General features: G+C 60.3%; 14 protein-coding genes and 3 tRNA genes. 5 read left to right on the forward strand and 12 right to left on the reverse strand.

Translation table 11 applies throughout. The annotated features are described in order from the left end of the window. Nucleotides 1-23: 23 nt before the first annotated feature. The 11 genes from H8695_RS07950 to folE all read right to left on the reverse strand — a co-directional run bounded on the left by H8695_RS07950 (nt 24) and on the right by folE (nt 6,328). On the reverse strand, nt 24-851 hold the full coding sequence (locus H8695_RS07950; protein WP_249300457.1) for a hypothetical protein: 828 nt from the start codon (nt 849-851) through the stop codon (nt 24-26). Between the two features lie 20 nt (nt 852-871). Beyond that, entirely contained in the window at nt 872-1,441 is a 570-nt protein-coding gene (locus H8695_RS07955; RefSeq protein WP_249300458.1) for a nitroreductase family protein, read from the reverse strand. 99 nt (nt 1,442-1,540) lie between these two features. Beyond that, complete coding sequence (locus H8695_RS07960) at nt 1,541-2,899, reverse strand: LCP family protein (protein ID WP_249300459.1); 1,359 nt, start codon at nt 2,897-2,899, stop codon at nt 1,541-1,543. A 162-nt stretch (nt 2,900-3,061) separates the two neighbouring features. Then, nucleotides 3,062-3,283: a YdbC family protein gene (locus H8695_RS07965; protein ID WP_249300460.1), complete on the reverse strand. Its 222-nt coding sequence runs from the start codon at nt 3,281-3,283 to the stop codon at nt 3,062-3,064. Nucleotides 3,284-3,349: 66 nt separating this feature from the next. Next, a tRNA-Tyr gene (locus tag H8695_RS07970) sits at nt 3,350-3,434 on the reverse strand. A gap of 5 nt (nt 3,435-3,439) precedes the next feature. Then, nucleotides 3,440-3,515, reverse strand: a tRNA-Thr gene (locus tag H8695_RS07975). Between the two features lie 425 nt (nt 3,516-3,940). Then, nucleotides 3,941-4,016 (reverse strand) — tRNA-Pro (locus H8695_RS07980). Between the two features lie 63 nt (nt 4,017-4,079). After that, complete coding sequence (gene folK / locus H8695_RS07985; protein ID WP_249300461.1) at nt 4,080-4,562, reverse strand: 2-amino-4-hydroxy-6-hydroxymethyldihydropteridine diphosphokinase; 483 nt, start codon at nt 4,560-4,562, stop codon at nt 4,080-4,082. Nucleotides 4,563-4,564: 2 nt separating this feature from the next. Beyond that, nucleotides 4,565-4,933 carry a dihydroneopterin aldolase gene (gene folB, locus H8695_RS07990; RefSeq protein ID WP_249300462.1) on the reverse strand — a complete coding sequence of 123 codons (369 nt, stop codon included), beginning with the start codon at nt 4,931-4,933 and terminating at the stop codon, nt 4,565-4,567. A 1-nt stretch (nt 4,934) separates the two neighbouring features. Then, nucleotides 4,935-5,756, reverse strand: a complete 822-nt coding sequence (gene folP, locus H8695_RS07995) for a dihydropteroate synthase (protein ID WP_249300463.1) — start codon at nt 5,754-5,756, stop codon at nt 4,935-4,937. Continuing rightward, nucleotides 5,756-6,328, reverse strand: a complete 573-nt coding sequence (folE, locus tag H8695_RS08000) for a GTP cyclohydrolase I FolE (protein ID WP_249300464.1) — start codon at nt 6,326-6,328, stop codon at nt 5,756-5,758. The genes folP and folE overlap by 1 nt, the downstream gene beginning before the upstream one ends. A 434-nt stretch (nt 6,329-6,762) precedes the next feature. Here folE and glmS point away from each other — a divergent pair, with 434 nt between their 5' ends. Further along, nucleotides 6,763-8,580 (forward strand): glutamine--fructose-6-phosphate transaminase (isomerizing), encoded by a 1,818-nt coding sequence (gene glmS, locus H8695_RS08005; protein WP_249300465.1) that lies wholly within the window; start codon nt 6,763-6,765, stop codon nt 8,578-8,580. Nucleotides 8,581-8,633: 53 nt separating this feature from the next. Here the strand turns inward: glmS and H8695_RS08010 are convergent, their stop codons facing one another. Further along, nucleotides 8,634-9,521 (reverse strand): AraC family transcriptional regulator, encoded by an 888-nt coding sequence (locus tag H8695_RS08010; RefSeq protein WP_249300466.1) that lies wholly within the window; start codon nt 9,519-9,521, stop codon nt 8,634-8,636. A gap of 263 nt (nt 9,522-9,784) precedes the next feature. On the opposite strand from H8695_RS08010, the gene H8695_RS08015 reads away from it, so the two are divergent. The 4 genes from H8695_RS08015 (at nt 9,785) to H8695_RS08030 (ending at nt 13,209) form a co-directional block, all read left to right on the forward strand. After that, a complete protein-coding gene (locus tag H8695_RS08015) occupies nt 9,785-10,597 on the forward strand; it encodes an aldo/keto reductase (protein ID WP_249300467.1) in 813 nt (270 codons plus the stop codon). Nucleotides 10,598-10,609: 12 nt separating this feature from the next. Further along, complete coding sequence (locus H8695_RS08020) at nt 10,610-11,278, forward strand: SGNH/GDSL hydrolase family protein (RefSeq protein ID WP_249300468.1); 669 nt, start codon at nt 10,610-10,612, stop codon at nt 11,276-11,278. Nucleotides 11,279-11,444: 166 nt separating this feature from the next. Then, on the forward strand, nt 11,445-12,128 hold the full coding sequence (locus tag H8695_RS08025; RefSeq protein WP_249300469.1) for a Crp/Fnr family transcriptional regulator: 684 nt from the start codon (nt 11,445-11,447) through the stop codon (nt 12,126-12,128). A gap of 22 nt (nt 12,129-12,150) precedes the next feature. Further along, nucleotides 12,151-13,209 carry an ABC transporter substrate-binding protein gene (locus H8695_RS08030; RefSeq protein ID WP_249300470.1) on the forward strand — a complete coding sequence of 353 codons (1,059 nt, stop codon included), beginning with the start codon at nt 12,151-12,153 and terminating at the stop codon, nt 13,207-13,209. Nucleotides 13,210-13,240 lie beyond the last annotated feature (31 nt).

Raw genomic sequence — 13,240 nt, forward strand, 5'->3', positions numbered from 1 at the left:
GGGGAACCTCTTTTTCCATGTTGTTACTCTCCGGCAGGAGCCTCCGGTTCGGCTTCGTCCGGCTGCTCAACCGGTACGCGGCGCACCGACGCGACGGTCGTCAGCAGATAGGGCAGCAGTGCCACAAGTACCAAATGCTGGAGTCCAAACGGCTCGACAAAAATGGGCCGCTCCTGGAAGAAGAGCTGGCAGATGAGCTTCGGCACCGAAGAGGCGCAGATGAAAAAAGTCGCGCCGAACGCGGTGGCGAGAAGCGGGTTGCTGTTTGGCAGATCGGCTTTCGCCACGCCGTCATAGTAGAAGAAGAGCACCAGAAACGACAGCGCTGCCGTATCGAGCAGATACTCGGAGATGGTGGCGACCGTCGTAAAATTCAGGAATGTGACAAAGAGCGTAAAAGCCGCCCAGGCGGTGGGGGCAATGGTGAAGTAGCACAGCCCGCCCGGATTTTTGCCGGTTGCAAACGAGGGGATGTAGAGCACAAAGCAGAACGCTGAGAGCAGCGCGAGCACTGCCGTCACCCAGGAGGTGACGCCGAGAGGCCCCGTGCGCGCATGGAAGAGCGGAGCCACCGCCGCGACAAAAAAGCCCGCCGCCACGACGGCATAGGTGACGATGGCGGCCGTTTTCGGCGGGCGAACGACGGTGCGGACCTTTCTGTCCCGCACCCAGACAAAGCAGACCAGTGCCACCGCGGCGAGCATGACGATCAGCGCGGCATTGAACCAGAGCGGCGCTTTCGCCCCCGTGATATAAAAACCGGTCTGCTGCTCGACCGAGGTGAGAATGACATAGGTGCGAAAGACGGCAATGGCAACCGACGCCGCCAGAATGGACAGCATGCGTTTCATGGAACAAATCCTTTCAACGGTTATTTGATGGAGATGAGAACCTGCTGCGGCGTGCGCTTGGGGACTTTGAACGCGCCGTCTTCGTCGTAGTAGTACTTTGTGTCGCCCGCAAAGGGCACGGCCTGAGCCGTCATGGCGGGGTAGCCGAGCGCCACAATGGAGTTGAGCTTCAAATGCTCCGGCAGGCCGAACAGGGCGCTCAGAGCCTCGTAGTCAATCGCCCCGAGCTGGCAGCCGCCGACGCCCTGTTCGAGCGCGGTCAGCAGAATGTTCTGTACACTCGCGCCGACGTCCGCATTGAGCCAGGGGGTGTCGAGATTCCGGTCGGCGAGCACGGCAATGTAGGCCGTGGGAGCCTCCTGCTGCGTGGGCCGCGCGGCCGGCAGAGACCCGGCGAAGCGAATCAGGGAAAAGACCTTTTTGCACAGCTCAGGCTCCTCGATGAGAGCGTATTTGAGCGGCTGGCGGTTCATGGCGCTCGGCGCCATACAGGCCGCTTCAATGGTCCGCATCAGCAGATCATGGGGCACGGGCTCCTGGCGGAATTTGCGTATGGTGCGCCGCGCGCAGATCAGATCGAATGTACTCATGACAACGCCCCTCTCATGGATTTCTGTTACCCCCTATTATATAGAATGGGGCCGGCGGATTCAAGGGAGAAAAAGAGCGCCGCATATGCGGCGCTCTGCCTATGTAGCGGGGGTAACGGAACTTTCACCCTGCTGCGGGACCTCGGGGAGAATGGGCGCCGGCTCGGACGGCTCGGCGGAACCACTGTTGCCGCCGCCCTGGATACCGGCATCGCCGCCGGACTGAGTGGTGCCAGGATCAGCGGGTTCCGTCACTGTGCCAGGCTCTGTCACTGTGCCAGGCTCTGTCACCGTACCGGGTTCTGTCACCGTGCCGGGTTCTGTCACTGTGCCGGGATCCGAATCGTCGGGTTTTGTATCGGTGCCGGTAGCCGTGCTGCCGCCGGGGTTCTCCTCTTTGGAGGGCTCGACCGACTCGGTTTTTTCCTCCTCCTGATCGTCGGTGTCCTCATCCTTGGGCTTTGTGGTCTTTCCGATGGGAGGCGACCCGGTGGTGTCGGTGTAGACCTTTTCCGCGGGTGCGCCAGTTCCCATGAAATATGTCTCAAACAGATCGTAAGACTCGTCGTAATCGGGCAGGAAATAGGACACGCTGCCGACGTAGTCGCCAACCCCGGGGAATGTGTGGGTTGCGATGCCCTCCGCCGAGAAAGAGGTGAGAATGTCGAGGTTGTTCATCACGTCCGTGAGGGTGAAGTTGGTCTTGACGTACTCACTGAGCTCACGGAAGATATCGGGGGCTTTGAGCGCGTACTTCGCATCGAGCTTCTGCTGGAAGAGGGCGGCCATAAAGTCGCGCTGTACTTTCGTGCGGGTGATGTCGCCGAGCGGGTAGCGCCGAAAGCGCACGAGCTGTTCGGCCTTGTCGCCGTCGAGCAGCTGAAGCCCCGGCTGCAAGTCGATGTAGAGATCCTGCGCCGGGTCGGAGTACTTCATGCGCTGGGGCACGTCGAATTCCACGCCGCCGAGAATGTCAATGATGTTTTTGAAGCCCTCAAAGTTGACCAGTGCGTAGTAGTGTACCGGCGAACCAGTCAGCTCTTTGATGACGTCGATGAGTTTGTCCATATTCTTGCCGGCGTAGACGGAGTTGAGTTTGCGCCACTTGCCGTTCACCTTGATGCGGGTATCGCGCGGCAGAGAGGTCAGATTGATGGTCTTGTTCTCCTTGTTGACGTTGACGAGCATCATCACGTCGGTGCGTGTGCCGTCCTTGTCCACTCCGAGCAGAAGCACATTGTAGCTGCCCTTCTGGTAGGTCGGCTCCACCTTGGAGATATTATCCGGCGGCGGGATATCGTTCATCTTGTCAAAGGTCGGCTTGATCATGCCAAAATAGATGCCCGCAACCGCCGCTGCGAGCAGCGCCACAACGGCGATTGCAACACGCAGCGCAATCTGGCGCTTTTTGAGTTTACGCTTTCTGCTTGCCGGCTTCGCCGGTTTCTTCTGTTCCATATCCGTCCACCTTATGATTGCCCATGGCTTTTCCTATAGCTTGCGCATTTTGGCGCGCAATATTTGATGTTTAGACGCTCGAGGAGCCGCTCATGTTTCACCGTTCACAAAAAATTCACGAAAAAAGGTGACGGCGTCTGCCGTCACCTTTGTCGGTGCAACTCAGTCGAAGTCGATGCGCGCGAGCAGCTCTTTCATGGTCTTCATCTCGTCGATGGACAGTGTGATGCCCTTGCCCATTTTGGAGTGATCCGGCGACCAGTCGCGAATGTCGAACTTGGGGTCGCGGTCGTTCCAGCTGACCATGTTGAGCTCCTTGGTCCAACCGGAGCGCTCAGAGAGAATGCCGATTTCCTCGGTGATTTCATATTTGATTTCCGCCATGCCGGAGTGCCTCCTTACGAGCTTTTTTACTGAAAGAAAAACCGCAGGCCAAGCGCTGCGGTTTTATGGTGGGGAGAGATGGATTCGAACCATCGAAGCGAAACGCAACAGATTTACAGTCTGCCCCCTTTGGCCACTCGGGAATCTCCCCATAAATGGAGCTGATGAACGGAATCGAACCATCAACCTGCTGATTACAAATCAGCTGCTCTGCCAGTTGAGCTACATCAGCATGTCTGTCTTCAGGTAAATCAGCGAGTTGTAGTATACCATAGAATAGTTGTAGTGTCAACCATTTTTCCAGCGGCGAACTCAGGCCGTCAGGATCCCCGGCGGTAAGGGACGTGGAGTGCAATTCGGAGCCCCGGTGAAACCGCAGTTTCGCCGGGGAAAAGCAGGAACAAGGGAGAACAATGGGAAAGTGCCGCCCGAATGGGCGGCACTTTCGAGTGGAGCGGACTTTGCTCCGACATGGAAGGGGCGGTTAAAACCGATATTTTCTCGTGATGAGAAAAACCGCCGCGCAGCGGCGGCCCCAACTGCGAGCCCAGCGCAGCGGGTCGCGGTTGGAAAGGAGGAGCAAGGGAGCGGGCGGATGACGTCTTTTTTGCCTCGGGCATAAAAAGACGTCGGAGCAAAGCGGACTTTGCTCCGACGTGGTCCGAGTGACAGGATTTGAACCTGCGGCATCGTGGTCCCAAACCACGCGCGCTACCAGCTGCGCTACACCCGGAAATGGGCGCCTTTTGGCGCGCTAATCAGTATAGTATAGATCAAAAACCTTGTCAAGGCGGACTCACCAGGCCATCACGGGCGTAACGCCGTCAGTCGGCATTCCGTCGAGAGCCGCGCGGATGCGCGCCGCGTGAGGGTCGTTGGGGCGCAGGACCTCCGCGAGCGGGACGAGCACAAAGGCGCGCTTGAGATACTCCGGGTGGGGCAGGGTGAGCCGCTCGTCGCACAGTGTGACAGTGCCGTAGAGAATCAGATCGATGTCGAGCGTGCGCGGACCCCAGTGGATGGTGCGCTCGCGCCCGTTTTCAAGCTCGATGCGCTGGGTCTCCCGCAGCAGCTCGTGGGGCTCAAGCCCGGTCTCGAGGCGTACGGCAATGTTGTAGAACGCCCCCTGCTCAAGATAGCCGTAGGGCGCGGTCTCATAGATGCCCGAGACCGCCTCGACGCGGGTGCCGGGCAGCTCGCGCAGCGACTGCACGGCGGTGTGCAGGTAGTTTGCCCGGTCGCCGAGGTTGGAGCCGAGCGAGAGATAGCAGGTTGCCATGGTCAGCCGTCCTTTCTGCGCTGTGACAGCGTGACGCTCACATCCGAAAACTCCCCCTGCAGAGGGGCCTCGGGCTTGTGGACGGTCACGCTCACGAGCATGATGCGGGTGTCGAGCGCGAGAATCCGCTCACAGAGCAGACCCGCGAGCCGCTCAATGAGATTGCAGCACTCCTCGCGCGCCGTTTTGACCACAGTGCGAAACACGTCCGAATAGCTCACGGTATCGCGCAGATCGTCGCTGCGCCCGGCGGCTGCAAGGTCGACGCCGAGCTCCACATCGAAGACAAAGGGGTGCGCCTCGCTCTTCTCATAGTCGTGCACTCCGTGGCAGGCGCGCACGGTGATGCCGGTCAGATTGATTCTGTCCACGTCACACCTCCCGCAGCGCGGCGGCCACCTGCGCGCCCGCGCGGCCCGCGCGCACATTGTGTACCCGGATGATCGACGCGCCGTTGAGGATGGAGACCGTATCGGCTGCCACGGTGGCGTCGTCGCGCTCGGCGGGGACAAGGCCGGTCAGGTTCCCGAGAAAGGTCTTGCGCGACAGTCCCATCAGTACGGGCAGACCGAACTGGCACAGCTGCCGCAGGCCGCGGATGATGGCGATGTTCTGCTCGTGGGTCTTGGCAAAGCCGATGCCGGGGTCGAGTACAATCTGCTCGGGCGAGAGCCCGGCGGCCGAAGCGTCCTCAAGGGCTGCTTTGAAATATTCCGCCATGCGCTCCACCGCCCGCTCGGGCGCGACGGCGAGAAAGTCCGGCTCGTTGTGGGTGAGTACAAAGCCCGCCTGCGCCTCGGCGGCCACGCGGTAGAGATCTCCGTTTTCCTCCCTGGGCGCGACGGAGTTGACGATTGCGGCGCCTGCCTCGAGCGCCTTGTGGGCGACCTCGGCCTTGAGCGTGTCGATGGAGAGGGGGACCTTGAGCTCGGGCATGAGCCGCTTGATAACCGGCATCACCCGCACAATCTCAATGTAGGCGGGCACAGGCTCGTGGCCCGGCCGGGTGGACTCGCCGCCGAGATCGAGAATGTCCGCTCCCTCGCTGACAAGGCGCAGACCCTTTTCGGCCGCCTCCTCCACGCCGGTGAGCATGCCACCGTCCGAGAAGGAGTCGGGGGTGACGTTTAAAATACCCATGACAAGCGGCTCGCCGGAGCAGTCGAGCGTGTAGCCGCGGCACTTCCAGACCATCAGCGCAGCGCCCCCTTTGTGATCAGCGCGAGCGCCTCGGCGCGGGTCTTGGCGTTGGTTTTGAACGCCCCGCGCAGCGCGGAGGTCTGGGTGCGCGCGCCGGGCTTGCGGATGCCGCGCATGGTCATGCACAGATGCTCGGCCTCGACCACGACGGCGACACCGAGGGGGTCTGCCTGCTCCATGATGAAGTTTGCAATTTGGGAGGTCAGGCGCTCCTGCAGCTGGGGGCGCTTGGCGAAGCCGTCGACGATGCGCGCCACTTTCGAGAGCCCCAGCACCCGCCCGCCTTTCGGGATGTAACACACATGCGCCACGCCGAAAAAGGGCAGCAGATGGTGTTCGCAGACCGAGTAGAACGGGATGTCCTTAATCAGGATCATGTCGTCGTTCTCGTCTTCGACAAAGATTTTGACGTCGTCCGCCGGGTCGCGGTGAAGACCGGCAAATATTTCCTCATACATGCGCGCGACCCGCTGCGGCGTCTCGCGAAGCCCCTCGCGGTCGGGGTTCTCGCCGACGGCGAGGAGAAGCTCGCGCACCGCGGCCTCAGCGCGTTTTCTATCGATCATGGATACCACCTGCTTTGACTGTAATGATGTACGTTATCATTATACTGTTGGGGAAATAAAAGGTCAATTGACCATTTGTTTGGCAGATACGGCCAATATTCACAAAAATTTGATGACAAATTGACAATTATCGAATATAATAGCAATAACCATCCAAATCGGCCGATGGGATGAGACGAAAGGGGGAGGTGAGAGACCGACCGGTGAAAAAAAGGTGAATAGCTCGAAAGCGCCAGGACCGGCATGGCCGGTTGACGAGGAGAGGGACATTCGAAAGATTCGGCGGGTACCCTCCGGCTGTTAGCGTGACGGCCGTCAGATTTCTCCCAAAACCCACGGGCAACCGTGAAACAAAGGAGCAATCATGCAGCGCTATTTTTATGCCCAAAAACAGAAACTTACTGAAAATTTGAGAGCAGAGAGGAATCTTACATATGTGTGGAATTGTTGGATTTACCGGCGCGGGCAGCGCGACCGATATTCTGATCAGAGGCCTGAAAAAACTGGAGTACCGCGGCTATGACTCGGCCGGCATCGCGGTCTTTCACGACGGGGACATCCGCATCGTCAAGGCCAAGGGGCGCCTTGCGAATCTCGAGGAGAAGATCAAGGGCGACAGCACGCTCACATCGACCTGCGGCATCGGTCACACCCGCTGGGCCACCCACGGCGAGCCGAGCGATGTGAACAGCCACCCGCACGACAGCCACAGGATCACCGTCGTGCACAACGGCATCATTGAGAACTACATGCGCCTGAAAGAATTTCTCACCGGCAAGGGCTACGAGTTCAAGAGCGAGACCGACACCGAAGTCGTCGCCCACCTGATCGACTACTACTACAAGGGCGACCTGCTCGACGCGGTCATCACCGCCGCCGGCAAGCTCAGGGGCTCCTATGCGCTCGGCATCCTCTGCCGGGACGACCCGACGCGCATCGTGGCGCTGCGCAAGGACAGCCCGCTGATCGTCGGCCTCGGCAAAGACGGCAACTTCATCGCCAGCGACATCCCCGCCATTCTCGAGCACACCAAGGACTACTACCTGCTCGACGAGGGCGACATCGCCGTACTCGAGCCGGGCGGCGTGACGGTCTACAACATGGAGCGCGAGATCGTACAGAAAGAGAAGCTCACCGCGACCTGGGACGTCGCAGCGGCGGAGAAGGGCGGCTATGCCCACTTCATGCTTAAGGAGATCATGGAGACGCCGAAAGTGCTCGCGGACACCATAAACCCCCGCGTGGAAAACGGCGAAATTCACCTCGAGCACGAGGCGGAGCTCGACGAGCTGTTCCGCTCGGTGAAAAAGGTCATGATCGTGGCCTGCGGCAGCGCAAGCCACGTCGGCTACGCGGCGAAGTACGTCATCGAGCGGCTCGCGCGGGTTCCCACCGAGGTCGACATCGCCTCGGAGTACCGCTACCGCGACCCGATTGTCGAGCCGGGCGATCTGGTGCTCGTGATCTCCCAGTCAGGCGAGACGGCCGACACCCTCGCGGCGCTGCGCCTGGCGAAGTCCAGAGGCGCTAAGGTCGCCTGCATCGTCAACGTCGTCGGCTCGTCCATCGCGCGCGAGTCGGACTATGTGCTCTACACCTGGGCGGGCCCGGAGATCGCCGTTGCGACCACCAAGGCGTTCTCGGCCCAGCTTGCGGTGATCGACCTGTTCGCGGTGCGCCTGGCGCTCGTGCGCGGCGCGATTGACGAGGCCCATGCACGGGAGCTGACCGCGGCCATCGCCGCGCTGCCCGAGCAGGCAAAGGCGCTTCTCGCCCGCGAGGAGGAGTGCAAGCGCCTCGCCGCGCGGTACCAGAACGCAAAGGACCTCTTCTTCATCGGCCGCGGGCTCGACTACGCCATTGCGATGGAGGGCTCGCTCAAGCTCAAGGAGATCTCCTACATCCACAGCGAGGTCTACGCCGCCGGCGAGCTCAAGCACGGCACCATCTCGCTGGTGGTGGACGACACGCCGGTCATCGCCATTGCGACCCAGAGCCATCTCATCGAGAAGACGGTCAGCAACATCAAGGAGGTCAAGGCGCGCCACGCAAAGGTGCTCGCGGTCTGCCGCGAGGGGGCGCTCGACGGCGACGTCGCCGACGACATCTTCACCATCCCCGACGGAGAGGACCTGTTCGTGCCGTCGCTGGATGTGATTCCGCTTCAGCTTCTGAGCTACTACATCGCGGTTCTGCGCGGGTGCGACGTCGACAAGCCGAGAAACCTTGCAAAGTCGGTCACCGTGGAATAGACAACATACAAAAGAGAGCAGCGGCCGCTCGCCGCTGCTCTCTTTTTGTAAGCTCATGGGGTTTTGGAAGCGCCGCGGTACTGCCTTGGGGTGAGCTGGGTGTGGCGCTTGAACGTCTTGCCAAAGTAGGCGCTGTTGTTGAACCCCGTCTGAAAGGCGATGTCGGTGACCGGCTCCGATGTCTGTGCGAGCAGGTGCTTTGCCTGCTCGATTCGGTAGCCGACAAGGTACTCGATGGGGGTCTGGTGGAATGTGGTCTTAAAGCAGCGGATACACTCCTTTTCGCTGACGCCGACATGACGCGCCACGTCGCGCAGCGTGATCTTCTCGGCGTAGTGCTTGTGCAGAAAGTTCAAAATGTTCTTGACGGGCTCGTGCGTGTGAGGCGACTGGGTCAGGGCGCCCTGCTTCTGCGCGCGAATTTCACGCATCAGAACGAGCCACGCCTCGGAGAGCAGATTCCGAATTTGAAACTCCTGATCTGTCTCGGCGTGCAGCCGGGTGAGCGTGTGCAGAATCCTCAGAAACTCCCGGCCGGACGCTGTGCCCTCGCCGATCACGACAACCTCGATGGACTGGTTTTTCAGAATGGGGCTCAGGTACTTTGTCTCAAAGATACTCCGGTAGGAGCCCGCGAGCAGCGTGGGGTGGAACAGGTGCGCGTGCTCGATGGCGACCGGTTCGCCCTCGGCCTTGCGCTTGGTCTTCATCACGTTGGTGTTGATGAAATAGGCCTCGCCCTGGCGGATGGGGTAGGTCTTCGCCATGGTCTCGATAACCAGAGAGCCGCGGTGGGCATAGTCAAACTCCAGCTCCTCGTGCCAGTGCCACGGAACGATGAAATCGCTCAGATCCCGCTCGTGCATGGTGTAGGGGAACTCGTAGGTGATGCCATCTATGAGCTCGACCCCGTTTTCGTCCTGAATAAAGGAGAGATTCATCCCCGCACTCCCTTTCGGAAAATAATGCTAAAAAATTCTCTATTTTGTCTCTATTCTTATACTATAAGGGTAAAAACATATAGTTTCAAGACAAAAAATTTGCTATGATACGGGTGAGAGGAAAACATTGCTCCGCTCTGCCTTTGTCGGTTCTCACCAGTTTTTGATGGGATTTTTCGGCGCCGGGGCGCCCGGTTTCGCTTGCGCCCGCGCCCGGCGGCCGCTATGATAGAGGTAGACGGAGAAAAAATAAGGAGGTCACTATGGAAAACTACACGCTCAAAAACGGTTTTACCCTGCCCGCACTCGCCTACGGCACCTGGCAGGTATTCGGCGACGAGCTGAGTACCGGCGTCAACACCGCGCTTGACAGCGGCTACACGAGCATCGACACCGCTTTTGTCTACGAGAACGAAGAGCAGATCGGCAAGATTCTCGCGCAGCGCGGACAAAACCTCGATGAGATCACCATCACCACCAAGGTCTGGAACGAGGACCAGGGTTACGACAAGACCATGGCCTCCTACGAGCGCAGCCTCAAATGGCTCGGCAAGATCGACATGCTGCTCATCCACTGGCCCGGCCCGGACGCCGCGCGCTTTGCGGACACCTGGCGCGCCTTTGAAAAGCTCTATGAGGACGGAAAGCTCAAGGCCATCGGCGTTTGCAACTTCAAAAAGCACCACCTCGAGACGCTGCTCAAGACGGCGAAGATCGTCCCCATGGTCAATCAGATCGAGACCAACCCCTACATGGTCGACGAGGAGACCATCGCGTTCTGCAAGGAGCACGGCATTCTCGTGGAGGCGTGGAGCCCGCTGGCCCACGGCGCGAAAGTCTTCACCGACCCCGTGATCGGCGAGATTGCGGCCGCCCACGGCAAGACCAACGCCCAGGTGGTCATACGCTTTCTGCTCGAGATGGGGCTTCGGGTTCTGCCGAAGTCCAAGACCCCGCAGTACATCAGAGAAAATCTGGCGATCTTTGACTTCTCGCTGACGGACGACGAGACCGCAAAGCTCCGGGCGCTCAACGTCATGGAGCGCGTCGGCCCCGATCCGGATACATTTTTCTAAGGGGGACTTGAAATGGGAAAGAAGAAGTATGTGCTCTGCTACGGCGACTCGAACACCTGGGGAGTGACCCCGGACCGAAACGGCTTTTACAACTTTTTGCGCCGCGTCCCCGAGGACGAGCGCTGGACCGGTATCGCGCAGAATCTGCTCGGCGATGAATACAAGCTGCTCGTCGACGGAAACTGCGGGCGCACCACCGTCTGGGAGGACCCGATCGAGGGCGACAAGAACGGCAACCTCTATCTCAAGCCCTGCCTCTGGGCTCAGATGCCGCTCGACCTGGTCGTCATCATGCTCGGCACCAATGACCTCAAGCCCCGCTTCGCGGTGAATGCCTGGGATGTGGCGCTCGGCGTGGAGGTGCTCATCAACACGGTTCTCAAATCCGGCTGCGGCGAGGGCGGTACCACGCCGCCGATTCTGATCATGTCGCCGATTCTCGTCGGTGAGAACATCGGCGAGACCTGGCTCGACGGCATGTTCGGCGGCTGGGAGCGCGGCAAGCTGAGCCTCGACTTCGCGCGGCACTTTAAGACCGTGGCCGACAAGTACCACTGCCACTTCCTCGATGCGGCGCAGTACGCCCGCCCGTCGGATGAGGACTGCATCCACATCCGCCTGGAGGACCACAGGCCCCTCGGTGAGGCCGTGGCCGCCAAAATCAGAGAGATTCTCGGTTGATTCAGACAGGCGCCCGCAGAAAACTGCGGGCGCCTTTTTGTATAAAAGTTAGTGAAAACTACCTAAAATGAAAGAAAAATGTATCAAATGATACGATTTTTGGGGATTTTCTATTGAAATGGCCGCAGCGCTGTGCTACAATGGGCAGGCGACAGGAGGCGAGAATATGCCGGCAGCACTCACCAAGCGCCGCGAGCGCCAAAACGGAGCGCTTGCGGAAAATGAGCTCTTTCGCCGCTGCGACCCGCGCACGCTCCACTACACCGCGTGCCGCTTTCGCCGCGGGGAGAGCGTGCCGGACAGCCTCAATGGGCTGCCCTGCGTCGGCGTGGTCAGCGAGGGGAGCGTCGAGGTGTACTCAGTCGCCGGTGACGGCGGCGAACTCAACGTCAAAACACTCGTGCGCGGCGACATGTTCGGCATCTGCAACATCTTTGCGCGTTCGCCGCTGCCGACTGCTCTGCGCGCGGGGGCAAGGTGCGAGGTGCTCTACATCGCCAAGGACGAATTCGCGCGGCAGCTCACGGGCAGCCCCGAGCTCTTTCTCGAATATGCGGCGCTGCTCAATGAGAAGATCCAGTTTCTAAGCCTCAAGCTCGAGCTCGGCGCGGCCTCGACCTGCCGGGGGAGACTCGCCTGCTACCTGCTGCAGGCCGCGCAGGGGGACACGGTCCGCCTGACGGGGAGCAAGCAGCAGCTCGCAAGCCGGCTCGGCGTGAGCCGGGCAAGCCTGTTTCGCGAACTGGCTGCTCTCGAGCGGCAGGGAGCCATTGCGGTGCGCGGAGCGGAGATCACCATTTTGAACAGAGGCGCCCTTGAGCCGGACGGCTCGCCGACGCATCTTGTATAACAGCACAAAAAGGAGAAGAGAAATGAAAAAATTGCTTTCGCTGCTGCTTGCGGCAGTGTTGTGCCTCGCGATGTTCGCGGGGTGCGCCCCCAAGGAGACCACCGACCCCGATACGACTGACCCCGGTACGACCGACCCCGGGGCAGCGGATCCCGGTACGCAGGAGCCTGACGGCGAGGCGGCGCCGAAGACGACGTTTCGCATTGCATCTCTCAAGGGCCCGACGACCATGGGACTTGTCAAGCTCATGGACGACTCCGACAAGGGACAGGCGCGCCACGACTACCAGGTGACCATGCACGGCACCGCCGACGAGATTGTCCCTCTGCTCGCCAAGGGTGAGATCGATGTGGCGTTTGTGCCGTGCAACCTCGCGGCCGTCCTCTACCAGAAGACAGAGAAGGGCATTCAGATCGCGGGCATCAACTCGCTCGGCGTGCTCTACACCGTCGATACCGGCGACGAGGTGCATTCGGTGGCCGATCTCAAGGGCAAGACCATCTACACCGTCGGCAAGGGCACGACGCCCGAATTTTCGCTCAACTACATTCTGAGCCAGAACGGTCTCGAGCCGGGCAAGGATGTCACGGTGGAGTTCAAGTCCGAGGCGACGGAGGTCGCCGCCATGATCGCGCAGGGCCAGCAGGTCATCGCCATGCTGCCGCAGCCCTTTGTCGCAACGGCCATGGCCAAAAATGAGAATCTGCGCATCGCCCTTGACATGACCGAGGAGTGGGACAAAGTCGTCACCGACGGCAGCAGCCTCATCACCGGCGTCATCGTGGCGCGCCGGGAATTCATCGAGCAGAACGGGGCGGCCTTTGACGAGTTCCTCGAGGACTATGCGGCGTCGGTTTCGTTCGTCAACGGCGACGTCGATGCGGGCGCCGCGCTCGTGGGCGGATACGACATTGTGCCCGAGGCGATTGCAAAGACGGCGCTGCCGCTGTGCAACATCGTGAGCATCACAGGCAGCGAGATGAAAGACAAGGTCTCGGGCTACCTGAACGTGCTCTATGAGCAGAACGCCGAATCGGTGGGCGGAACCCTGCCGGACGACGGCTTCTACTATGTGAAATAGAAGAGTGGCGGCGCGCTCGGCGCGCCGTATG

The organism is Feifania hominis (genome assembly GCF_014384765.1).
In the GTDB taxonomy this organism is placed as follows: Bacteria; Bacillota; Clostridia; order Oscillospirales; family Feifaniaceae; genus Feifania; species Feifania hominis.